Annotated in this window: 20 protein-coding genes and 1 pseudogene; 13 read left to right on the forward strand and 8 right to left on the reverse strand. The window is 63.8% G+C overall.

What is annotated here, in order from left to right; all coding sequences use genetic code 11:
* Positions 1-52 precede the first annotated feature (52 nt).
* Positions 53-1,183, reverse strand: coding sequence for a PilT/PilU family type 4a pilus ATPase (locus IAE58_RS06320; RefSeq protein WP_108748415.1), 1,131 nt, complete (start codon positions 1,181-1,183; stop codon positions 53-55).
* 123 nt (positions 1,184-1,306) lie between these two features.
* On the opposite strand from IAE58_RS06320, the gene IAE58_RS06325 reads away from it, so the two are divergent.
* The 13 genes and pseudogenes from IAE58_RS06325 to IAE58_RS06380 all read left to right on the forward strand — a co-directional run bounded on the left by IAE58_RS06325 (position 1,307) and on the right by IAE58_RS06380 (position 15,959).
* Positions 1,307-1,672, forward strand: coding sequence for a DUF4398 domain-containing protein (locus IAE58_RS06325; protein ID WP_108748416.1), 366 nt, complete (start codon positions 1,307-1,309; stop codon positions 1,670-1,672).
* Positions 1,669-2,553, forward strand: coding sequence for a hypothetical protein (locus IAE58_RS06330; protein WP_199933081.1), 885 nt, complete (start codon positions 1,669-1,671; stop codon positions 2,551-2,553). The genes IAE58_RS06325 and IAE58_RS06330 overlap by 4 nt, the downstream gene beginning before the upstream one ends.
* A gap of 323 nt (positions 2,554-2,876) precedes the next feature.
* Entirely contained in the window at positions 2,877-3,113 is a 237-nt protein-coding gene (locus tag IAE58_RS06335) for a YdcH family protein (RefSeq protein WP_108748418.1), read from the forward strand.
* 403 nt (positions 3,114-3,516) lie between these two features.
* On the forward strand, positions 3,517-4,887 hold the full coding sequence (locus IAE58_RS06340) for a pyridoxal-phosphate dependent enzyme (RefSeq protein WP_199933082.1): 1,371 nt from the start codon (positions 3,517-3,519) through the stop codon (positions 4,885-4,887).
* A 123-nt stretch (positions 4,888-5,010) separates the two neighbouring features.
* The gene (locus tag IAE58_RS06345) at positions 5,011-6,195 is read left to right on the forward strand and encodes a cystathionine gamma-synthase (protein ID WP_199933083.1); all 1,185 of its coding nucleotides are present in this window, start codon (positions 5,011-5,013) and stop codon (positions 6,193-6,195) included.
* Between the two features lie 3 nt (positions 6,196-6,198).
* Positions 6,199-6,981 carry an ABC transporter permease gene (locus IAE58_RS06350; RefSeq protein WP_199933084.1) on the forward strand — a complete coding sequence of 261 codons (783 nt, stop codon included), beginning with the start codon at positions 6,199-6,201 and terminating at the stop codon, positions 6,979-6,981.
* Between the two features lie 20 nt (positions 6,982-7,001).
* Positions 7,002-8,210: an ABC transporter ATP-binding protein gene (locus IAE58_RS06355; protein ID WP_233614792.1), complete on the forward strand. Its 1,209-nt coding sequence runs from the start codon at positions 7,002-7,004 to the stop codon at positions 8,208-8,210.
* Positions 8,191-8,457 (forward strand): annotated as a pseudogene (locus IAE58_RS19980) (methyltransferase domain-containing protein); the annotation flags it as partial. The gene IAE58_RS06355 and the pseudogene IAE58_RS19980, both read left to right, overlap by 20 nt.
* A 48-nt stretch (positions 8,458-8,505) precedes the next feature.
* Positions 8,506-9,468: a wsae gene (locus IAE58_RS06360; RefSeq protein WP_233614793.1), complete on the forward strand. Its 963-nt coding sequence runs from the start codon at positions 8,506-8,508 to the stop codon at positions 9,466-9,468.
* A 316-nt stretch (positions 9,469-9,784) separates the two neighbouring features.
* Positions 9,785-11,353 carry a glycosyltransferase family 2 protein gene (locus IAE58_RS06365; RefSeq protein ID WP_325166840.1) on the forward strand — a complete coding sequence of 523 codons (1,569 nt, stop codon included), beginning with the start codon at positions 9,785-9,787 and terminating at the stop codon, positions 11,351-11,353.
* Positions 11,354-11,493: 140 nt separating this feature from the next.
* Positions 11,494-12,603 carry a hypothetical protein gene (locus IAE58_RS06370; RefSeq protein ID WP_325166841.1) on the forward strand — a complete coding sequence of 370 codons (1,110 nt, stop codon included), beginning with the start codon at positions 11,494-11,496 and terminating at the stop codon, positions 12,601-12,603.
* A gap of 22 nt (positions 12,604-12,625) precedes the next feature.
* On the forward strand, positions 12,626-14,923 hold the full coding sequence (locus IAE58_RS06375) for a hypothetical protein (protein ID WP_199933086.1): 2,298 nt from the start codon (positions 12,626-12,628) through the stop codon (positions 14,921-14,923).
* A gap of 7 nt (positions 14,924-14,930) precedes the next feature.
* Positions 14,931-15,959, forward strand: a complete 1,029-nt coding sequence (locus tag IAE58_RS06380) for a glycosyltransferase (protein ID WP_233614779.1) — start codon at positions 14,931-14,933, stop codon at positions 15,957-15,959.
* Between the two features lie 44 nt (positions 15,960-16,003).
* Here the strand turns inward: IAE58_RS06380 and IAE58_RS06385 are convergent, their stop codons facing one another.
* The 7 genes from IAE58_RS06385 to IAE58_RS06415 form a co-directional block, all read right to left on the reverse strand.
* On the reverse strand, positions 16,004-17,725 hold the full coding sequence (locus IAE58_RS06385; protein ID WP_199933087.1) for a hypothetical protein: 1,722 nt from the start codon (positions 17,723-17,725) through the stop codon (positions 16,004-16,006).
* A 2-nt stretch (positions 17,726-17,727) separates the two neighbouring features.
* Entirely contained in the window at positions 17,728-18,123 is a 396-nt protein-coding gene (locus IAE58_RS06390; RefSeq protein ID WP_199933088.1) for a GtrA family protein, read from the reverse strand.
* A 31-nt stretch (positions 18,124-18,154) separates the two neighbouring features.
* A complete protein-coding gene (locus IAE58_RS06395) occupies positions 18,155-19,984 on the reverse strand; it encodes a hypothetical protein (RefSeq protein ID WP_199933089.1) in 1,830 nt (609 codons plus the stop codon).
* An 84-nt stretch (positions 19,985-20,068) separates the two neighbouring features.
* Positions 20,069-21,361: an NAD(P)/FAD-dependent oxidoreductase gene (locus IAE58_RS06400; protein WP_199933090.1), complete on the reverse strand. Its 1,293-nt coding sequence runs from the start codon at positions 21,359-21,361 to the stop codon at positions 20,069-20,071.
* Between the two features lie 29 nt (positions 21,362-21,390).
* Entirely contained in the window at positions 21,391-22,335 is a 945-nt protein-coding gene (locus IAE58_RS06405) for an NAD-dependent epimerase/dehydratase family protein (RefSeq protein WP_199933091.1), read from the reverse strand.
* Positions 22,336-22,364: 29 nt separating this feature from the next.
* Positions 22,365-23,036, reverse strand: a complete 672-nt coding sequence (locus IAE58_RS06410) for a class I SAM-dependent methyltransferase (RefSeq protein ID WP_108761168.1) — start codon at positions 23,034-23,036, stop codon at positions 22,365-22,367.
* Between the two features lie 28 nt (positions 23,037-23,064).
* Positions 23,065-23,796, reverse strand: a complete 732-nt coding sequence (locus IAE58_RS06415; protein ID WP_199933092.1) for an SDR family oxidoreductase — start codon at positions 23,794-23,796, stop codon at positions 23,065-23,067.
* Positions 23,797-23,798: the final 2 nt, after the last annotated feature.

Below are 23,798 nucleotides of genomic sequence, written 5' to 3' on the forward strand. Positions count from 1 at the left end.
CCCCCCCCCCCCCCCCCCCCGCCCGCCCCCCCCCCCCCCCCGGCGGATGGGCTCAGAACCCGTGGGTGATGCTGGGCTGGGTGGCCGACGAGAAATCGGCGTAGGGATCGTGTTCGCCACTGCCGCCTTCGGACAGGCGGAACTTCAGCGCCAGGCCATCGCGCGAATCGGCCGCACGCAGCGCCTCTTCCTGCTCGATCACGCCGCTCTTGGCCAGCCGGAACAGGCACTGGTCGAAGCTTTCCATGCCTTCTTCCAGCGACGATTCCATCGCCGCCTTGATCTCGTGTACCTGGCCGCGGCGCAGCAGGTCGCGGATCATCGGCGTGTTGATCAGCACCTCGGTGGCCGGCAGGCGGCGCCCGGCCTTGTTCTTCACCAGGCGCTGGCTGATCACCGCACGCAGGTTCAGCGCCAGGTTCATCAGCACGTTCTTGTGCGCGCTTTCCGGGAAGAAGTTCAGGATGCGTTCGATGGTCTGGTCGGCGTTGTTGGAATGCAGGGTGGCCAGGCACAGGTGGCCGGTTTCGGCGAAGGCGATCGCCGCCTCCATCGTCTCCGCATCCAGGATTTCGCCGATCAGGATCACGTCCGGCGCTTCACGCATCGCGTTCTTCAGCGCGTTGTGGAAGGCATGGGTGTCCAGCCCGACCTCGCGCTGGTTCACGATCGACATCTTGTGCTTGTGCAGGTATTCGATCGGGTCCTCGATGGTGAGGATGTGCCCGGTGGTGGTGCTGTTGCGGTGGTCGATCATCGACGCCAGCGAGGTGGACTTGCCCGAGCCGGTGGACCCCACCACCAGCACCAGCCCACGCGGGGTCATGATCACATCCTTCAGCACCTGCGGAAGATTGAGCTCCTCGATGCTGGGAATGCGGCTGCGGATGGCACGGATGACCATGCCCACCTCGCCGCGCTGCTTGAACACGTTGACGCGGAAGCGACCGGCGTCGGGCAGGGCGATGGCCATGTTGAGCTCCAGCTCGCGCTCGAACTGCGGCACCTGGCCTTCGTCCATCAGCGAGTAGGCGATCTTCTTCACCATGCCCGGCGGCAGGCCGGTATTTCCCAGCGGGTACAGCTTGCCTTCGATCTTGATGTACACCGGCGCACCGGTGGTCAAGAACATGTCCGAGGCGTTCTTTTCGGTCATCAGCTTCAGGAAGTAGCCGATATCCATCGCGAATTTTCCCCAACGAAACCGCCAGCGACCGTTGCAAGCACGGCGTCGGCTTGACGACAATGGCCACGTACCGACAACCGGGCACGGGCCTCCCCAATGAAACGACTTAGCTTCGCACAAATGCGCCAGGGCCTGTATGTGATGGCGTTGGCATTCGCGGTGTCTGCCCCCGTTGGGGCGCAGGAAGCCGCGCTGGAACTGGCCCAGGCCCAGCAGGCCGTGGAAAAGGCCACCCAGGCCGATGCCGACCAATATGCGCCAGACCTGATCGGCTTGGCCCGACAGGGGCTGGAACAGGCCCAGCGCGCCGCCGGCGACCGCCGCGAGCGCAAGAACGCCCCGGCCCTGGCCCTGCGTGCCGCCGCCGACGCCGACCTGGCCCGCGCCCGCAGCGAGGAGGCCACCGCCACCGCCCAGCTGCAGCTGCGCCGCAACGAGGTGAACCAGCTGCAGCGCCAGCTGTCGACCGGGGAGGACCGCCGATGAAGACGCTTTCCACCCTTGCGCTGGCCACCGCGCTGGCCCTGCCGGGCCTGGCCCTGGCTGCCGACAACCCCATGGTGGGGCAGTTGACCCAGCGCCTGATGGCGATCCAGGCCAACCCGGACACCGCCGAATTGGGCGCCTTCGAGCGCATGCAGGCCCAGCAGGCCATCGCCACCCTGGAAAAGGCCAAGCGCCGTGACCAGGAGCTGGCCACCTACCTGGCCGAGCGCCGTGTGGATATCGCCGAAACCAGCGTGCGCGCCGCCCTGGCCGCCCGCGAGGTGGACCGGCTGGAGCGCACCCGCAGCGACCTGCTGATCGAAGCCAGCCGCCGCGACGCGGCCCGTGCCCGCCAGGAAGCCGAGCAGCTGCGCATGCAGGCGCAGATGCAGGCCGAGGAGTCCGAGCGCCTGCGCCTGGCCGCCGAGGCCGAGACCCTGGCCCGCCAGGACGCCGAAAACGCCCTGACCAGCGTGGCCGGCAAGCAGCAGCAGCGCCTGAGTGCGGCCCAGCAGAACGCGGCCAAGCTGGCCCGTGAAGAGGCCGAACTGGTGTCCGGGCAGAAGCTGCCGGGCTCGAAGTTCGACGGTCGTGGCGAAGTCTTCACCCTGGGCGGTGACGCCTTTGCCGCCGGTGCGGCCGGCCTGTCCGGCGGGGCGAAGAACCAGGCCAAGGCCCTGGCCGAGTACCTGAACATCGGCAAGAAGGGCCGGGTGCGCATCGAGGCCTACGACAGCGCCACCGGCGTGGGCCAGAAGCGTGCCGAAGCCCTGCGTGACGCGCTGGTGGCGGCCGGTGTCGCAGGCAACCGCATCCAGGTGGCCGGCAAGAAGGCCGCGTCCACCAAGGCCCGCTCGGCCGAGATCATCGTGGCCCCGTAATTGCTTGAATTTGTTTGTTTTTCGTTGCTTTGAGTATTCAGCCTGAACCCCGCCACGGCGGGGTTCGGTCTTTTTGTCGCAGGGGCTTGAACCCGGCCTGCAGCAAGCGTAGGGTCAATCGTCCGGGACGCAATGCCGCGGACCGGACGATGGGAGGGCCGGGCCGATGCAAGCAGGGCGCGAACCGCAGCAGACCGACGTGCGCAGGCCAGTGCCGCGGGTCGTGGTGCGCACCCATGTGGCCATCTCCCGGCGCTCCTCCATGAACAACGCCCCGTGCCTTGCGGCCGGGGCGTTCGTGTATCTGTCGAAGGAGGTCCATCATGTTTGAAGATCAGCCCCAGAGCGAGATCGACGCCCGTCGCGCGTGTGATCCGGAGTTCCGGGCACTCCATGACCAGCACCGTAAGTTGAACAAGAAGTGCATGGACGCGGAGTTGGGTGTCCTCCCGATCGATGATGTCACCCTGGGTCGAATGAAGCGCGAGAAGCTGCTGGCCAAGCAACGCCTTCTGCGTATGTACGAAACCCCGCTTCCCACGACGTCCCCCACGCACTGACGCACGCGCTCACGCCCGGAACGGCGTGATCGGGCCATCGAAGGCCCGGCCAGGCACCTGACCTGGCCTCGCGGTATCGCCGGCAACGGCGGCCGCGCCAAGGCACCACAGGCGGTGGTGCCTTGGCCCGCAGGCCCCGGCCTGTGCAAAACCCTGCAGCCTGAGTCCACCGATGCGGGCGGTACCGGTCTCCTCGTCGATCCGGGGCCGTCCGCATCCTCCTTTCCTGGTCCGCCTGACCCTGTTTTGGTAGGGGCCAACCTTGGTTGGCCCGCCTTGGCTGCTACCCGCCGGGCACGGCCCGGCGCTACAGAGACGTCTGCATCGCGGTGCCTGACTTTCGGCGCCATCCGTCGGATAATCCATGGTCCGGCCCTGCGCGGCGCGAAACGAAAGTCCCCGAATGCCCATCCATTCTTCCGTCCTCGAACTCATCGGCAAGACCCCGATCGTCAAGGCCCAGCGCCTGGATACCGGTGTCTGCGAGCTCTACCTGAAGCTCGAAAGCGCCAACCCGGGCGGATCGATCAAGGACCGCATCGGCCTGTCGATGATCGAGGCCGCTGAAAAGCGCGGCGATCTGAAGCCCGGCGCCACCCTGGTGGAAGGCACCGCCGGCAACACCGGCCTGGGCCTGGCCCTGGTCGCGCAGCAGAAGGGCTACAAGCTCATCCTGGTGGTTCCGGACAAGATGAGCCGGGAAAAGATCTTCAACCTGAAGGCCATGGGCGCCGAAGTGCGCCTGACCCGTTCGGACGTGGCCAAGGGTCACCCCGAGTATTACCAGGACCTGGCCCAGACCATCGCCGAGCAGACCCCCGGCGCCTACTTCATCAACCAGTTCGGCAACCCGGACAACCCGGCCGCGCACGAATTCGGCACCGGCCCGGAAATCCTGGAGCAGATGGGCGGCGACCTGGACGCGATCGTGTTCGGCTGCGGCAGCTCGGGCACCATGACCGGCCTGTCGCGTGCCTTCGCCAAGCTGTCGCCGAACACCGAGCTGGTGCTGGCTGATCCGGTGGGTTCCATTCTTGCCGAGTACATCAACGACGGCAACCTGAACGACAAGTCCGGCAGCTGGCTGGTGGAAGGCATCGGCGAGGACTTCCTGCCCTCTATCTCCGATTTCAGCCGTGTCAAGAAGGCTTATGCCATCAGCGATGCCGAAAGCTTCCACACCGCGCGCGAGCTGCTGGGCAAGGAAGGCATCCTGGGCGGGTCGTCCACCGGTACCCTGCTGGCCGCGGCACTGAAGTACTGCAAGGAGCAGACCACGCCGAAGAAGGTGCTGGTGCTGGTCTGCGACACCGGCAACAAGTACCTGTCCAAGATGTACAACGACTACTGGATGCTGGACAACGGCTTCCTGCAGCGCCCGCAGCACGGAGATCTGCGCGACCTGATCCTGCGCCCGTACGGCCAGCGCGACACCGTGGTGATCGGCCCGAACGACCTGCTGACCACCGCCTACCAGCGCATGAAGCTGTACGACGTGTCGCAGCTGCCGGTGATGGACGGCGACCAGCTGGTCGGCATCGTCGATGAAAGCGACGTGCTGCTGCACGTCTATGGCGACGAAGCGCGCTTCCGCGACCCGGTGGCCACGGCCATGGTCAGCAAGCTGGATCGGCTGGACGTGAAGTCGCCCATCGAGGCCCTGCTGCCGGTGTTTGACCGCGGCCAGGTGGCCATCGTCATGGACGGCAACGCCTTCCTGGGCCTGATCACCCGCATCGACCTGCTGAACTTCCTGCGCCGACGCGTGCAGTAAGCGCACGATCGCGCGCATTCGCTGCTGAATCCCGGTTTATCCGCGTCAAAGCCCGTTAAGGGCGCGCTGATAGACTCCCGCTCCTTCGACGGCGCCGAACACCGGCGCCATTCAGGAAACGAAATGTCCAACGCTTCCAAGCCCGATCGCGCGCTGGCCCTGGCCACGCTGGCCATCCACGGCGGCCAGTCGCCCGATCCGAGCACCGGCGCGGTGATGCCGCCCATCTACGCCACCTCGACCTACGCGCAGTCCAGCCCGGGCGAGCACCAGGGCTTCGAGTATTCGCGCACGCACAACCCGACCCGCTTCGCCTACGAGCGTTGCGTGGCCTCGCTGGAAGGCGGCACCCGCGGTTTCGCCTTCGCTTCGGGCATGGCCGCCAGCAGCACCGTGATGGAACTGCTGGACGCCGGCAGCCACGTGGTGGCGATGGATGACATCTACGGCGGCACCTTCCGCCTGTTCGAGCGCGTGCGCCGCCGCACCGCCGGCCTGGATTTCAGCTTCGTCGACCTGACCGATCTGGCCGCCTTCGAAGCGGCGATCACCCCGCAGACGAAGATGGTCTGGATTGAAACCCCGACCAACCCGATGCTGAAGATCGTGGACATCGCCGCGGTGGCTGCCATCGCCAAGCGCCATGGCCTGATCGTGGTGGTGGACAACACCTTCGCCTCGCCGATGCTACAGCGGCCGCTGGAACTGGGCGCCGACCTGGTGCTGCATTCGGCCACCAAGTACCTCAACGGCCATTCGGACATGGTTGGCGGCATGGTGGTGGTCGGTGACGACGCCGAGCTGGCCGAGCAGATGGCGTTCCTGCAGAACTCCATTGGTGGCGTGCAGGGCCCGTTCGACAGCTTCCTGGCCCTGCGCGGCCTGAAGACCCTGCCGCTGCGCATGAAGGCGCATTGCGCCAATGCACTCGCGCTGGCGCAGTGGCTTGAAAAGCACCCGGCGGTGGAAAAAGTGATCTACCCGGGCCTGCCGTCGCACCCGCAGCACGAACTGGCGGGCAAGCAGATGGCCGGCTTCGGCGGCATTGTCTCGATCGTGCTGAAGGGCGGTTTCGAGGCGGCCAAGCGCTTCTGCGAAAAGACCGAGCTGTTCACCCTGGCCGAATCGCTGGGTGGCGTGGAAAGCCTGGTGAACCACCCGGCGGTGATGACCCACGCCTCGATTCCGGTGGCGCGCCGCGAGCAGCTGGGGATCAGCGATGCGCTGGTGCGGCTGAGCGTGGGCGTGGAGGAGCTGGGGGATCTGCAGGTGGATCTGGAAAGGGCGCTGGCGGCGGGGAATCGCTGATCCATGCAGAAGCACGCGAATATCCTGTTCCTGTTCCGCCAGTTGCTGGGCCGTGAGTTGGCGGCGCGCTATCGCACCACCACATTGGGCGTTCTCTGGCTGGTGCTGCAGCCCCTGTTGATGCTGTGCGTGTATACGCTGGTGTTCAGTGGCGTGTTCAAGGCCCGATGGGCTGGGGCCGAGTCGACCGGCGACTTTGCGTTGATGCTGTTCGCGGGTCTTGTCCCGTTCACGCTGTTGTCCGAGGTGCTCATTACCGCTCCCGGCATTATCGCCGGCCAACCCAATTTCGTTAAGAAGGTAGTCTTTCCCCTGCCAGTGCTGTCGATCGTAAAAGTTGCCGCAGCACTGACCACCGCAGGTATTGGTCTGGCGATCCTGTTGATCGCGCAGATTTGGCAGTCTGGCCTTCCTTCGGCCTGGGCCCTCACCGCTCCGTTGATCCTGTTGGAGATGACGCCGATGCTGCTGGCGATCGCGTGGTCGCTGTCGGCGCTGGGTGTCTATCTGCGTGATATCGGCCAGTTCGTCGGCATTCTCAGCAGCGTGCTGCTGTTCCTCAGCCCCATCTTCTTCCCGGCGCATGCGATGCCGGAAGCGGCGAGGGGGCTGGTGTACTTCAACCCGTTGGTCACCCCCATCGAACAGCTGCGTCTGGTGACCGTGCAGAACTCGGCGCCCGATCTGGCGGCTCTGCTGCCCCACTTCCTGCTTTCCGCCGTGGCAGCCATGCTGGCCTATGCACTCTTCCGTCGCCTCTCGCGCGGCTTCTCGGACGTCCTATGAACAACCCGCAGACTGCTGCAATGCAGAGCAACCCCGATGCGGCGATCGAAGTCCTGGGAGTGACCAAGGATTACCCGGTCTACGCCAATCCGCGCGACCGGCTCGTTTCGCTGCTGAAGCCGTCGGGTGACCGCGCCAGCCGCACTTTCCGTGCGCTGGACGGGATCAATCTGGTCGTGCCGAAGGGAGAAACGGTGGGCATCATCGGCCGCAACGGCGCCGGTAAGTCGACCCTGCTGCAGATCCTGTGCGGCACGGTTCGGCCCACATCCGGTTCGGTCAGCATCCGTGGGCGCTTTGCCGCACTGTTGGAGCTGGGCGCAGGTTTCAACCCCGATTTCTCCGGGCGCGACAATGTCTACCTGAGCGCCTCGCTACTGGGCCTGAGCCGCAAGGAAGTCGATGACAAGCTGCAGTCGATCATCGATTTCGCCGACATCGGCGATTTCTTCGACCGACCGGTGAAGACCTATTCCAGCGGCATGTACGTGCGCCTGGCATTTTCGGTTGCGATCCACACCGAGCCGGACGTACTGATCATCGACGAAGCCTTGTCAGTGGGCGACATCCGTTTCCAGATGAAGTGCCTTGCCCGCATCGAACAGATCCGCGCGCGTGGGGCCACCATCCTGTTCGTGTCGCATTCGCTTGAGCAGGTGAAGCGCTTCTGCCAGACCGCCCTGTGGCTGGAAGGCGGCAAGGTAAAGCTGCACGGCGAGGCAAGCTTCGTTGCCGATCGCTTCCGCGATTACGAGCTTGGCAAGGACCAGGCTGCGTCGCAGGAGGCAGAAGTGCGCCAGGCGCCCACGCCGGGCAGCATTCCTGCGCATCTTGAGACAGTTGCGCTGAGCACCGACATGCTGGCGCCATTCGAACCGCTCACCGTGGACATCAGCTACACCGTAGGTGACGAAGTGGTCGACGGCCTGCTGTTGGGGGTGGCGATCAAGGGCATGGACGGACTGCATATCTTTGGCCCCAATACCTATCTGGAACGCGTGACGATCCCCACCTCGCGTGGCTCGCACCGGGTCAGCTACTGCATTCCGTCGATGACGCTGCTTACCGGTAGCTACCGTGTTGATGTCGGCCTGTTCACCGACAAGGGCCTGGTCTGCCTGGACTATCTGTCCGAAGCCAGCGTCTTCACCGTGGCCGCGCCCTACTTCAGTGAGGGCGTGGTCTATATTCCGCATGAGTGGAAGGTCCATGACCCCGACGCTTCTTGATATTCCCTTTGATCATTACCAGCGCTACGGCGCGGCAACGCACTTGCTGCAGGCGCTGGATCTGTCCGCGCCGCGGGTGCTGGAAGTAGGGGCCAATCGTCAGCGTCTGCTGGGGCAGTTCGTTCCCGATGCGTCCTTCCTGTATACCGATCTGCATGCAGAAGGGGATGAAAAGGACTTCGTTGTGGCCGATGCCACCGCGTTGCCGTTCCCGGACCAGGGCTTCGACGCCGTAGTGTCGCTGGATGTGCTGGAACATATTCCCGCCCCGTTGCGCACCAAGGCTGCTGCCGAGATGGCACGCGTGGCCGGCCGCGCGGTCATTGTCGGCTTCCCGCCGGACCGGCCCTGGGTGCGCGATGCCGAAGTGGATGCCAATGGCCGCTGGCGCGAGCTGTTTGGCGAAGACTATGTATGGCTGCAGGAACACAAGGAATTCGGCCTGGTCGATACTGCCGAGATCGTGACGGCATTCGAGAACGCCGGCATGACCGTGCTGCGCTTCGGCCAGGGCAATGCGGAATTGTGGGCCAGCCTGATGGGCGCACACTTCATCAAGGTGAAGTTCCCCGAGCTGGAACCGCTGGTATGCGCTGCAGACCGCCTCTACAACAGCCGTGTCTTCGCAGGCGACCACAGTGACCAGCCCTACCGCGAGTACTGCGTGGCCGTGCGTCTGCACAGCGATGCCGCGCGCCTGCAGGAAAATCCGCCGTTCCGTGCAGGACTGGATGCGGAGGCCACCTCGTTGTTGACGGGCCTTGCTGCGGGCCTGCGGGATCTGGCCGTGCGTACCGCCAATTCCGAGAAGGAATGGGAATCCACCGCACGCCTGCTCGATGCTTACGTGACCGATCTTGACGTGGCCAAGCGCGAGTGGGGCGCCACCGCTGCCTACGCACAGCAATTGCAGCAGGGCAAGGATGCGTCCGATGCTGGATGGATCGCCAGCCGCAATGAATGGGAGCTGCGGGAGCGGGATCTTCAAGCGCGCGTGGCCGCCGAGCAGCAACAACTGCAGAGCGCCCAGGTACACATTGGTGAACTGGTGGAAGCCTCCGAAGCGGCCCGCGCACAGGCGCTGGATGTCGAGAACAAGCTCGAGCAGGCGCTGCAAGCAGGGCGTGAGCTCGAACAGCGATTGCACACTGGTGCGGCGGACTACCAGCGATCGCGCCGCAAGTGGAAGACGGCCATGGTGGGTTTGGCGCTGGGATGCCTCGTCATCGGCGCGCTGTTGGGTTGGGCCGTGTCTTGAAACGATGGAGCCACAGGGAAGTGACCGTACAGGATCAACGAGGTAATGCGTGATGTCCAAGCTAGGTAATCTGATTCGCGGGATGTACTGGAGCGTTCGTCGCGCGCAAGGGCAGGGCGTCTCTGCCAGCACCATCCTTTCTGCCCTGGCCCGCGCTGCACGCAAGGGGCCGCGGCATCTGGTCCGGGCCATTCTTTCGTACGCCAATGGATCGCACACGGCAGCCCCCACCACCCCGCCGGACGTCTATGCCGAGTGGTTGCGTGGACAGGCGCCGGCAGCGGTGCCGGCCGATGCAGGCCTGATCAGCATCGTCATGCCGGTCTGCAACACGCCGGAAGTGTTCCTGCGCGAGGCCGTGGCCAGTGTCGAAGCACAGACCTACCCGAACTGGGAGCTGTGCATCCACGATGACGCGTCCGATCAGCCACATGTGGCACGCGTGCTGGACGAACTGGGACGAAGGCTGCCGAACCTGCGCGTTTCGCGTTCAAGCGAGCGCCAGGGCATCGCCGCCACGACCAACGCCGCCGTAGCGCTGGCCAAGGGGCGCTGGATCACCTTCCTGGACCACGATGACCTGCTGGAGCCGGATGCGCTGGCGGCGGTGGTCGCCTGCCATGTGGCCACCTCGGCAGGGGTCGTGTACACCGACCACGACGTGCTGGGAGAGGACGGTCGTCTCCGCCACCCCTACTTCAAGCCTGACTGGAACCTGGATCTGTTCCTTTCGCAGATGTACCTGGGTCACCTGGTCAGCTTCGATGCTGCGCTGGTGGCGCAGCTGGGAGGGCTGCGCAGCGACTGCGACGGCTCGCAGGACTACGACCTGGTGCTGCGCTGTGCCGCGGCCGGGGCCACCATCGCGCATGTGCCGAAGGTGCTTTATCACTGGCGTGCACACGCCGGTTCAACCGCGGCCAATGCAGGTTCCAAGCCGTACGCGCACCACGCCGGCCGCCGCGCGCTGCAGCAGCACGTGCAGGCCACGCATCCCGGCGCGGAAGTAAGCGATGGCGAGCAGTTGTTCTGCTACGACGTGCGCTATCCGTACGCGGACAAGGGGCCGTTGGCGAGCATCATCATTCCCACGCGCGACGGCCTGGACCTGCTGCGCACCTGCGTGGAATCGCTCTACGCCAAGACGGATTACCGTGCGTTCGAGATCATCGTCGTCGACAACGGCTCGACCCAAGCGGAAACCCTGCAGTGGCTGGAGGCCATGTCCCGCCGCGAAAGCTTCCGGGTGATCCGCGCCGATGTGCCGTTCAACTGGTCGGCCCTGAACAACCTGGCCGCTCGCGAAGCGCGGGGCGAGGTGCTGGTCTTCCTCAACAACGACACCGAGATCATCGACGGGCAGTGGCTGCAGCGGCTGGCCGAGAATGCGCTGCGGCCGGATGTAGGCGTGTGTGGGCCGCTGTTGCTGTACGGCGACCGCACCATCCAGCACGCTGGCGTGGTGATCGGCATGGGCGGCTGGGCCGACCATGTGTTCAAGGGTGAAACCCCCGTGCACAACCAGAATCTGTTCGTTTCGCCGGTACTGCAGCGCCAGGTCCTTGCGGTCACCGGCGCATGCATGGTCGTGGCACGTGACACGTTCGAGTCGCTGGGCGGATTCGACGAGTCGTTCATTGTCTGCGGCAGCGACGTCGAGCTGTGCCTGCGCGCACACGCCCGTGGCCTTGCCACCGTCTACGTGGCGCGTTCGGTCATGATCCATCACGAGTCCAAGACCCGCGACCCGCGTGCGATTCCCGAGAGCGACTTCGTGCGTTCGGCCGAAGCGTATTCGCCGTACCGCGAAGAAGGCGATCCGTTCTTCAGTCCGAACCTGGATTACATGGCCTCGTCCCCCCGTCTGCGCGGGAGTGTGCAATGAGCCGTCTGGGCCATCTGCTGCGGCGCATTGCCGCGCGCCTGGATGCGAGTGCACCGGGCGCGCCCACGCCCAACACGCACGTTGCCGAGATCACCCCGTGTACGCCCCGGCATGATGGCTGGGAAGGCAAGCGGCTGAACCTGGTGCTGCCGTCGATCAATAAGCAGCATTACTTTGGCGGCATCCATACGGCCGTGCTGATCTATCGCGAGCTGTGTCGCTACTTCCCTGCGTCGCGGATCATCCTGGTCGACAGCTCACCGGATGAAGAAGCGCTCTCGCGCTTCTCCGACCATGTGCTGGTGCCTGCGGATCAGACATCCACTGCGATGCGGCAGATCGTACCGTTCAGCGATCGCTACCAGAGGACACTACCGGTTGCCGGCGAGGACATCTGGGTGGCGACAGCCTGGTGGACCGCGTATGCAGCACAGCGCATGTCGCAATGGCAGGGGGAGAACGGTGGCGTTGATCGCCCGATGGTCTATCTCATCCAGGATTTCGAGCCGGGGTTCTATCCGTGGTCCAGCCAGTACGCGCTGGCATTGAGTACTTATCGCTGCGATCGCGATATTGGTGTCTTCAACACGGGCCTGCTTGCCGATTTCTTCGAGCAGCATGGTCTGCGGTATGCGCGGCGTTCGGTGTTCGAACCTGTGCTGCATGACGGGCTTCGGCCTGCCCTGCAGCGCGTCCGCGAGGCCCTCGCTGCGCGCCATCGCCGCATCGTGGTCTACGCGCGGCCAGGTACCCCGCGAAATGCTTTCGAGCTGATCTGCGAAGGACTGCGCCTGTGGGGCTGGAAGGACGCGCGTGCGTCGCAATGGGAAATTGCCGCGCCAGGCGAGTTGCAGTCCGATCTCGACCTTGGACCTTTCAGCCTGAAGGCACTGGGCAAGTTGAACATCGACGCGTATGCCGAGTTGTTGTCCACATCGGCATTGGGCTTGTCGTTGATGGTCTCCCCGCACCCAAGCTATCCACCTCTGGAGATGGCGGCGTTCGGCATGGGCGTGATCACCAACCGCTACGACAACAAGCGCTTGGACCAGACGACAGAGAACATCGTGTCCCTCGAATCGATGACGCCGGAGGCGATTTGTGCGGCATTGACGGCCCAGGTGGACGCATGCGAACGGCGGCAGATGGCACCGGGGGGCATCGCAGGCCCGAATCACCCGCTGTTGCAGGCGGGAAGCTTTGACAAGATTGCGGAAGTTGTAATGGACGCCTTGCGCCTGACGGCGTAAGGCTGCAGATGGAATCCTGATTGTGAAAGATGTCTCAGTGCGGCCGACAACCGGCCTGAACCTGCGTGCCTACCTGCTGCCGGTCGTTGTTCTGATCCTGCTTGCAGTGCCATTTGTGCACAGCGGTGCGCAGGCGCACTTCCTGTTGCTGCTTGCCATCAGTTTCGCGGGCATGGCGTGGCTGGGTGAGATGGTCGCGCGCCTGTTCCGATTGGATGCGGTGGTGCAATCGCCGGCAATCTTCGTGCGGGTATTGCTGGGCCAGACCGGTCTGGTGGTGCTTTGGGTGTTGCTGGCGCCGCTGACCTGGGCCTGGGGACAATGCATTGGCCTGCCGCTGGGCCTTTCGGCGATGTGCCTCGCGCTGGTAGCGGGGACAGTCACCTTTGCCTACCGGAAGCAGGGCTCACTGTTGGCCGGCGATATGAGCCGCCCGACGCGCCCGGCATGGCTGTTGCTCGCGCTCCTGGCCGTGCTGGTGCTGCTCAAGGCTGCCACCCACTATTCGCTGCGTGCCGGTGCCTTGGGTCTGGATACTCATCAGCACATCGCGTTCGCGCTGGATCTCTTCAATGCGGGCTATCCGAAGCTGACCGCGGGCCATACGGACTGGCTGGAGAAGTACCCAAAGCAGTTGCACGTGTTTGCAGCCTTGTGGGCCTGGCCGGGACTGGGGACGCATATTGGTCCGTTCGTGAAGATCCAGCCCGTACTGCAGGCAACACTGGCGGTGTTCGCGTTCGTGGAGCTGGTTCTCCTGTGGATGCGTTCGCGCACGGTGTCTGGCCCGGTGCAGGTGCTGTGGTCAGTTCTGCTCGCCACCATTCTTGGCTACGCCATCCTGCGTGGCACGATGTTCCTGTACCCGGTGGACGATCTCAACAGCACCGGGCGACTGGCGGCGTTCTCAACGCTGCTGTTCCCGCTTCTCTGCGCAATGCTTGCCTGGCTCTCACCGGCACACTCACTCCGGCCGTGGTTGCTGGCCTGTTTGGGCATGCCGCTTGCTGGCGCCATGGCTGCCAAACTCAATCCGTCATTGGCGATTGCCTTTGTCAGCTTCAGTGCGCCAGCGTGGTTGCTGCTGGTGGCGCCGTTGTGGTGGCGTGCGCCGGGGGTGCGAGGCAAGATCACCGTTCCGCTCCTTGGACTGCTTGGCGGCGGTCTGCTCGGCGGGCTGCTGTTGGTCACCGATCCCTACTACCTGCAACTGATGGCAGAAGCGCTCCCGCCGGTGCGCCAGTTCGTGGAGCAGACGTTGGGGCTGCACATGCTGGCTGCACCGACCGAACTCAGTCGCACTTCCGACGCTTTCCTTGACCATATCCTGCAGGTGCTGCGCTGGGAGCTGTGGTACGGACCGCAACCCGGATTCGGCATGCAGTACCTGCCCGAGTCGCAGCAGTTGATGGGGCAGCGATTGTTGCCTGTGACGCGTCTGCTGGTAGCCATCACGTCCGTGCTCGCCGTAGCAATGTTGACGGTCGCCCCAGAAGCCATTCGTCGTCGTCGTGCCTTCGTGCTGCTGCTGGTCACTCAGATTGCATTGATCCTGGCTGTGGCGATTGCGCTTCGCATGTCGAACATCACCACACTTGCCTTGGGCCACGAAACGCTTGAAGCAAGCCTGCTGAGCACGTACACACAGCGGTATATCGGCTTGCTGAGTATGTACGCCGTACTCCTTCATTGGACGCTGCTGCTGGCGATCATGGCGATGACCGCCGACGCGCTGCTGCAGTGGCGGTGTCCGGCGTTCGCCGGCGGACGTGTGGCCAAGGTCTCGGCAAGCGTGTTTTCGTGCGGCATTGCGGTGCTGCTGGTGGCCGCTTTCATCCTCGTGGATATCAAGGGCGTAACACCCGCGGACCAGGGTTGGACCTTCCCGATCACCGAGGCGGACGTGCGTGCGTTCCAGGACGCTGAAAGCCAGCTTCCAGATGACGCGGTCGTGTTGGCGCCGGCCTATGCGATCGTCCTGAACGGGCGTGAGGACTGGGTACTTCCTTCCATGTATGTGACCCCATACCTGCCATTCGCCCAGCGCGACTACCTTTTCAACGTCAGGCTGGGCTCGGGATACGGCTACTTCGCCAAGGATCTGCGTTCGATGTTCTGTCGCGCGCAGGCCGAGCAGACCCGGAAGCTGCTCCGCCAGGCCGGTGTGACCCACCTGTTGGCGCACCGCTGGCCTGGCCAGAGCGACGCGCGGGTGCTGGATGGCCAGTACTGCCTGACTGGATATCGACAACTCGGTGCGCGCGGGGAGCCTGTTGCCGTCGGCCCGGATGGATTGGTGTTCTACCGGTTGGAGCCCTGAGAAGGTGATGGAAAATATTCAATTGGAGACGGCAATGGTCGGACAGATGGACAGCACACTCTCACCGCAGTCGAGGGCGATCGCCGTCGTGGTTCCCAGCTACAAGGTGACGCGGCATATCCTCGAAGTAATCGCCGCGATCGGGCCGGAGGTCACTGCCATCTACTGTGTGGACGATGCATGTCCAGAGCAGTCTGGGCGTTTCATCGAAACGCACAATACCGACCCGCGCGTCCGGGTGCTCTACAACCCGGTGAACCAAGGGGTGGGCGGGGCTACCATGACCGGCTATCGCCAGGCCGTTGCCGACGGCATGGCCATCATCGTCAAGATCGATGGGGATGGTCAGATGGACCCGGCACTGCTGCCCTTGTTCGTGGCGCCGATCCTCAACGGTGAGGCGGACTACACCAAGGGAAACCGCTTCTGGGATCTTTCGCACATCAGTTGCATGCCGCTGCTTCGACGCGTGGGCAACCTCGGGCTGTCCTTCCTGGCGAAGGCGTCCAGTGGCTACTGGAGTCTGTTCGATCCGACCAATGGGTATACCGCCATCCATGCCAGCGTCGCCGACCGTTTGCCGATGGATGCGATCAGCACGCGTTACTTCTTTGAAACCGATCTGCTGTTCCGCCTCAACGCGATGCAGGCCGTCGTACAGGACGTTCCGATGGATGCGCGCTACGGCGACGAAGTGAGCAACCTGAAGATCAGCCAGGTGCTGGGGGAGTTTGCACTCAAGCACGCACGCAACTTCTGCAAGCGTATTGCCTATCGCTACTACCTGCGTGATCTGACCATCGCCTCGTTGGAGTTGATCGCGGCCTTGGTGCTGCTTGCAGGTGGCGTGCTGTACGGTGGCTGGAACTGGATCATTGCGGCAGGTGAGGGTGTTTCCGCTCCGGTGGGTACGGTGGTGCTGCCCTCGATCGCCATCGTCAGTGGCCTGCAGTTCCTGTTGGCGTTCCTCAGCTATGACATTGCCAATCAGCCCCGCACACCGTTGCATCGCGCGTTGGTGCGTCTGCACCGCTGAGGAAAGCGCCCCGCCCGGCGTGCGACCAGGCGGGGCAGATTGCATCACGGTGCGTAATTGAAGCTCCCGGTGCAGATGCCAGGTACCACGACTGCCATCGGACCGGGCTGCAGGCTCTCGCTGCGCACGTATAGTTTGAACGGCGATCCTACTTTGTCCGAGCCCTCTTGGCGCTCAGGCACGGCAAGGATTCCGCGACCGATGATCGTGCCATCCGCGCCCAGTAGATACAGTGCACCCAGGCCGTCACCCAGGTACGTGTCGACCAGACCGCCCTGCAGGCGCGACCAGCCATTCGAATCGGGCAGCGCCTTGGTGACCGGCGGAACGACGCCGCAGCCCTTTTCGGGCGCCCTGCCATAGTTCCTGCCGACACTCTCACGTGCATCCTGCAACCATGTGCTGGCAAAGATCGACAGGTCCTGGGTGGATGCATCGCGGGCGATCTCCAGCGCTCGCGGACTGTCCGGGTAGGTCCAGAGAATCTGCTCATCGTCGCGGGCGCCCATTTCCAGTGCCATGGCCGCCGTGGTTTTCTCGAAGTCCGCAAGCGGATTGTGTTTGACTGCGTTCCACTGCAGCGGCAGGAAAACCAATGGGATGACCAGCAGGATCATGGTCCACTGGCCACTGGCCCAGGAAAAGCGCCTGCAGAGCCGGGCAACGCCCAGGATCATCACGCAGGCCATCACCAGCAGTGCGGGTGTGGTGTAACGACTGGCTACCGCGCTCTCAAGGCCGAACACGATACGGCTCCCGGCAACCGCGAACGCGGACGCGCCGAGATAGCCCACGAACAAGGACAGTGCCAACTCCAGATCTACGCTGCCGCGCTTGCGCAACAGAGCGGTGCCGGCCAGATAGATGGCCAGCATCGTGATGATGCCGCCGCATCCGACAGCGACATACAGATTGGGTTTTCCTTCGCCAGTCAGGTGGGCGAACGGGCTCCCCAGGTAAGCGAAGAGGAACCAGACGACGCCGCGCGGGGAATCGCGCAGCGTGTTCGACAGCGAACCGTGGCTGCCGGGAGAGACGTAGCCATGGAAGTAGAGCGCCGACACTACAATGGCGACCACGGCAACCACTGAAATGCGCTTGACGCCTTGTCGACCCAAGACACAGGCGACGAGCAGGAGCCATGTCGCCAGAACGCCGTTGGCCATGCTGCCCGCCGCCAGCACCGCAAGCAGCACGGCCAAACCGAACCACGCACTGCGCCACGCCGAGGCTTCGCTGGACCGCCACAGGGACAGCAGGCTGGCAAGAGGTAGCAGCTGGGCCAGGAAGAACTGGCTCTGGAAGCCCCAGGTCAGATTGTTCTCCTGGGTCCACAGCAGCGCCAGACTCAGGATCACCGCGGCCACGATGTTCATGGCTGGCGTCCGCGGGGCGATCCGCAGCGCGCACCAGGCCAGCAGGCCAAAGGTGATGAGTGCCAAGCTGTAGTTCGCCACGAGCAGAAAAATAGCGTGCCCCCCGAAGTACTTCAGGTCGATGAAGAACAGCAGCCGCGCAAGAATGATGCGGTGCTCGTTGTGCTGCGCCCACCAGGCGGACAGGTCGGTCTGCTGGCGCAGATAGAAGCCCAGCGTACCGTCCCACATGTCCCAGAACGGTACGGGGCTGTAACCATGCTTGCCAGCGAGGATCGCCAGAACCGCGTAAAGCGTCGCCAATGCCAGCCCGAACAGCACGGCCGGCTGTCTCAGCAGCGAATGCACACCCACGGATCGTGTCGACGTGGCGGAAGGGAGGGTGGGCATGCCTAGGATTTCCTGAAAGTGAAGTGCTTGTGCCCGAAGTAGCTCACGACCGCGGGCGCGATGACGCCCAGTGCATGCGCGAGCGTTTCGGGGTGGAAGGTCAGGCCCATCCATGGGAATACGAAATGACTGAACAGCAGGCTGACGAGCAGGGTCTGCAGGAGTGCCAGCGCGTTCACCGCCACGAACCACATCACCTGGGAGGCCAAGGGCTTGTCTGCGTCCTTGAACACATAGGTGCGGTTGAGCAGGAATGCGGTCGCCATGCCGACCAGATACGCCAGGATGATCGCAGGCACGTAGGGCATGACCTGACTCAGGGCAATGCGCGAGCCGAAGTTCGCGACCGCCGCAAGGCCACTGGCCGCAATGAAAAGGATGAATCGACGCTCGATCATGACGGCTGTTGGCAAGGGTGGAAAACGATCATCAGGGTACTTCTTGGTGATGGGCGGACGAGGCCGAGGCGGGAGGCAAGTCCTGAGGTGCGAGACGATTGTCGAACAGGCTTTGGGTGACGAGTTTCCGGCATTGCTCTGCCGTGAGTGGGGCATGCCACAGGTTCTCCATGCGCCCGGTCCAATGCACTGCTGGGCCGGCAAGCGACTGCTCGGCGGTGCATCGCCGTACTTCGTCCCGCCAGTCCAGTGTGGCATGGGTACGGAATCCGAACTGCACTGTCTGGTACAGGGGGGCCAGCAGCAGCAGGACGAGCACGGCCCGCGCTGGACCCCTGGCACCTGCGATCAGGTGGATGAGTATCCAGGCAAGGAAGATGTATGGATAGAAGAAGTATCGGGGCCCACCATTGAACGGATCGAGCGGATCGACAGGGACCCGCGCAGCGGCGGCGGCTACGGACAGCAGGAAGCAGCCAATAAGAGCTGGAAGTACCCAGTCTCGTCCATGCCGTTGGCTCCAGGCCGCAGCAACGACAACGATTGACAGCGCTAGGCCAAGACCCGCGATCAGTGCGGGCTGGGTCAGGTCGGGGTGCCAGAACAGGAAGTGACCCACGAACCGTTCGAGCAGCGCCGAGATGCCTGGCAGGGAGCGGTGCTCCTGTGAGGCGACTGGGTTCAGCAGAACGAGCAGTGCCTGCAGGCTACCCAGCGTGCCGGCGACGACCAGCATGTACCACTCATTGCGCTGGCGAAGCAGAAGGGCGCGCATGCCATACAGGGGAACCATCATCACGATGAGCGGCGAGGACAGCGCGCCGAGCAGCAGCATCGGAAGACGCCAGCGGAGCCCGGGCGACCGTCGCTCGTCCCAGAACAGCGGAATCAGCACCAGAAAACCTGCCCACCACAGCGCGTAGGCCGACGTAGAGAAGACCTCTGCATCGGTTGGAACGGCGAGCGCAGCGAGCGCGCATGCCCACGGTGCGCGCAGGCGGGTGGGTGCCAGTGCAAGGATGACCATCACCGCCATGGTCATCAGGGCCGCCAGCACCAGACTGATTTCCGGCAACCAACGGAACGACAGCGTGACCGAAACCGCATTGATCAGCTTGTTGGGGATGAGGATGTAGCCGGCGACAGGGTGCAGCAGCGTGCTCCATCCGTGCTGCAGGAAATCCGGAAGCAGATCCTTCCCGTCTTCCACCCAGACGTAGGGATTGCTCCACTGGGATGGACGCCGAAGTACGAGTGCCAGCAAGGTGGCCGCTGCGACCAGCGCGCCCACGCCGATCTTCTGCCGCCTCGTGGGTGCAGTGATGGGTTGGGAGGCCTGCGTTGCGCCACCCAGCCATGGGTAGAGCGCGGCTACCAGCAGCAGTGCAATGCTGACGGGCAGCCATCCACCGTAGCCGGATACGATTCCGACCCCGATCCATCCAAACCCCTCCTCGGTCTGGTCACGCACGATCAGCCGACTCTGCTCATTCTGCAGCGAGGGAGGCACGTCAATGACCCAGCGAACCCAGCGGTCCCCTGCCTGCGGTAGGGTTACAGGTACCTCATTACCATTTGATCCTGCCAGGACGGCACTGATGCCCAGAGTTTCACCGTAGCCGGCCACTTCAACTGCAATCGACGTCGTTCCGGCGGGAATCGGCTCGACGACCAGCTCGGCCGTGTCCGCGTTCTGCAGGTTGCAGAACGAAATGGCGCGTGGGCTCGACGACGTTGCCTGCTTCAGGAATGGCGACAGGGCCTGCGAGCATCCCCCCGTGATCTGGCCCTGATACTCGCTGCTGGAAAGGCCCAGCACCGCCACAATCACTGCGCCAACCAGCAGGAGCACGCGCAGCATGGGGCTGCTGGACGGTTGCAGACGCCTGAGCAAACTGGTCATTGGCATGATTGGTGGCGGTTGGAGGGCTGGAAGGTTTGCGGATCAGCGGCTGGCTACGTCTGCCAGCGTTGCACCAACGGCAATGCTTTCGTTGATCGAGCGATCCTCAGGGTAGTAGTACGCCGTATCGGCCATGAAGAAGCCCTGCAGCGGCGTCTTCATCGGCGGCAGCATGTCCTGGAAGCCCGGCGGGCAGATGGTCTGCGCGTACTCGTAACGGTGGCAATGGGTGGCCTTGATCCACTCCGGCTTGAACGCCGGGTTGATCATGGGCAGATAGCTGATCACTTCGTCGATCAACTGCTCATTGCTCCACTGCCACTTCGGATGGGTCTTGGGCATGTAGTAGGGCGCGTAGACAATGTGCTCGCCAGGGCCCTTGCCCGGGTTGAGGTTGCTGTACTCGATCAGGCCCGGAATGGTGATGCGGTCATCGCTGATGTTCATCCAGAAGTTCTCACTGACCGGCTGTGACAGCTTCAGGATCACGCAGGCCACGGGAATGTTCTTGATGGCACCGACCTGGTCGGAAAATGCCTGCGGCAGTCCAGGCACCAGCTTGGGCACATACTGGATCGGCGCGGTGGATACCACGGCGTCATAGGGTTGATGTCCCGCCGGCGTACGGATGCCGGTCACCTTGCCGTCGCTGGACGTCACTTCGTCAATCGGTTGCGAGAGCAGGATGCGTCCGCCCCGGCGCTGCACTTCTGCGGCCATCTTCTGCAGCAGTACCGCCGAGCCGCCTTCCAGGTAGCCCATGCTTTCGTTGAACAGGTTGCGGCGCGACAGCGCCACGCGCTTGATACGGGTGCCGATCCAGGATGCCGACAGATCGTTCTGATACTCGAAGAACTTCAGTGCGAACGCCTTTTCCCACATCACCTTGTAGGCCTTCGGGCCGATCCAGCGGGTGATCCAGTCGCGTGCGTTCTCCTTGTCCAGTGCAGTCCAATCCTGGATGCCCTTCGTATGCATCACATGCAGGGCATAACGCACCTTGTCGATCAGACCCATATGCGGGAAGCCAAGCAGGGCGAACGGCGTGCCCCACTTGTACAGCTTGCCCTGGTAGTAATAGCCCATCTTGGTATCGGTCCAATGCAGGCGATCAGACAGCTGCATCTCGTCCAGCAGCTTGAACAGCGGATAGTCGGTCTTGCAGATGAAATGGTAGTAGCGCTCGATACGCAGACCGTCGAAATCGAAGTCGGCCGACATGCCGCCGATGCGGTCATCGCGTTCGTACACATCAACCTGATGACCTTTCTTCAGCAGCTCAAGGGCTGCCATCAGGCCCATCGGGCCACTGCCGATGATGGCGAAAGTGCTCATTCGAATAGGGTTCCGTCTGTTCTGGTGGTTCAGCGCTGCAGCACGATGTGGCTGTAGCGCGGGTCGGTGTAGCTTTCGCGGATCGCTTCCTCGAACGGCGTCTGCTTCACGCCGAATACGGTTTCGGTGTCGACGCCCTTGAAGTCGTCGCCGGCGCTGAGCGCCTTCAACTGGTCCGCGGTGAAGGGGGGCTTGCTGCTGAACAGGCTGTAGACCTTCAGCAGGAACGCGAAGAAGCCGATCGGGATATGCACGATCAGCGTGTGCAGCTTCTTCACCCGCTTGATGGTGCGGATGATGTCCACGTAGTCCACGCGGGTATCGCCCACGATGTCGAACACCTCGCCATTGGGCTCGGTCTCGATGCACTTGGCGATGCAGCGGCAGAAGTCGCGTTCGTACAGCGGCTGGCGCATGAACCTGCCGTCACCCGGAATCGGGAACACCGGGGTGCGCGCCATGAAGCGCGACAGCCAGCCCAGGTGCTTGGGGTCGAACCAGCCGAACATCAGGGTAGGGCGCAACACGCAGTGGCGCTGGCCGCTGGCCACGACCATTTCTTCCTGCTCGCGCTTGGTGTTGGTGTAGTCATCCCTGGCCACCGAGTTCACCACCGAAGAGCTGATGTGCACCATGTACGGCACGGCGGCATCCTGGGTGGCCTTCAGCACATGGCCAGTGGCGATGAGGTTGTTGCGTACGAACAGATCGGTGGTCTTGCCGGTGATCTGCGCGTGCAGTTGCACGACCAGGCGCGCACCTGCAAACCGTTCGGCCCAGTCGCCGGGTTCGGCCAGATCAGCCAGCACCGTCTCCACCTCCGGGTGCAGCTGGCGAAGGATCTTCAGGTTGTGCGCATGCTTGTCGATCGCCACCAGCCGGGTGTAGCCCTGCTGTTTCATTTCCACGATGAGGTTCTGCCCCACCAGGCCGGCTGCGCCGGTAATGACGATCTTGTCGTTCTTGTTTGCCATGGACCAGCTCGACTGCTAATGGAATAGGGTCAGCGCGGCTTGTAAGCCACGACCAGCGCTTGTTTGCCCAGGATGTGCCACGCCAGCGGAATCTTCAGATACAGCGACACCAGCCATGGCGCCTGCGGCAGGCGGCTCTTGGTGGTGTAGGGCAGGAACTTGGGAATGACCACGCGGGGCTCGAGTCCGGCCATCAGGACGCCTTCGACCAGGCTGCGGTCGCTCAAGGCGGTGTGGTGGTCGAAGTAGTCCCAGTACTCGTCATACAGGAACCGGATGTTCGGCTGCAGGATGATGGCGCGGCCTCCCGGCTTCAGCATGCGCGCGCTCTCGCGCAGCGTCTGCAGCACCAGATCCTTGCTGGGCAGGTGTTCGAGGAAATTGCTCATGAACACCGCATCGACGCTGGCATCGGGTATCGAGGCCACCGCCGTGCAGGACTCATTGATGATGCGCACGCCGTCGGCCGCGAAGCGCCGCACATCGGGGTTCAGGTCGACCGCGATCTTGCCGGCTGCCGGAATGTTGTTGATGAACTCGCAGTAGCCTGCGCCGATATCGACGACCGTGTCGCCGGCATCGACGAACCTGCTGAAGTACTCGCCACACAGCACCTGCCAGATCCGGTTCTTGTTGGCGAGTTCTTCCTTGGGAAACCGGTACTGGTAGAGCACATCGAGATCGCGATCAATATCCGGCATACGAGTCGTCCTGGTTCGTGGTGCGGGGTCAGAGGGAAATGCGACGGAACACGGCTTCGGGAATGTTCTTGATGATCATCATGATCGCCCACCAGAAACCCGGCAGGTAGGCCACGGCCTTGCGCTTGCCGATGGCCTTGAGGATGCCGGCCGCCACCTTGTCCGGGGTAGCCCACAGGGCGCCTTTCTTGAACGCGGCGGTCATCGGCGTGTCGACGAAGCCGGGCTTAATCACCAGCACGTTGATGCCGGCCGGGCGCAGGCGCTGGCCCAGGCCGCTCAGGTAGGCGGTAACGGCGGCCTTGGCGCTGCCGTACAGGTAGTTGCTGGCGCGGCCACGGTCACCGGCCACCGAAGAAATGACCGCCAGGTTGGCACCGGACTTCAGGCGCTGCGCAAGCGCGGCGGACAGGGCGATGGTGGAGGTGCCATTGGTTGCGAATTCCTGCAGGGACAGGTCGACGGAGGCATCGCAGGCGGCCTGGTCGGGCAGGGTGCCATGGGCGATCAGGACGGTGTCCACACCGCCCAGCGCGCCCCAGGCGTTGTCCAGCAGGGCGCCATGGGCGGCCACATCGTTCACGTCCAGCACGCCGCTGTGCACGTGCGGCGCACCGCGGACGCGCAGGTCGGCGGCAATGGCGTCGAGCCTGGCGGCACTGCGGCCGACCAGATAGAGCGCGGCACCGCGTGCGGCGTACAGGCGGGCTACCGATTCGGCGATGGCCGAGGTTGCGCCGATGATCAGGATCTTCTGCATGC

It is taken from the genome of Stenotrophomonas sp. S49 (assembly GCF_016624905.1).
Lineage (GTDB): Bacteria > Pseudomonadota > Gammaproteobacteria > Xanthomonadales > Xanthomonadaceae > Stenotrophomonas.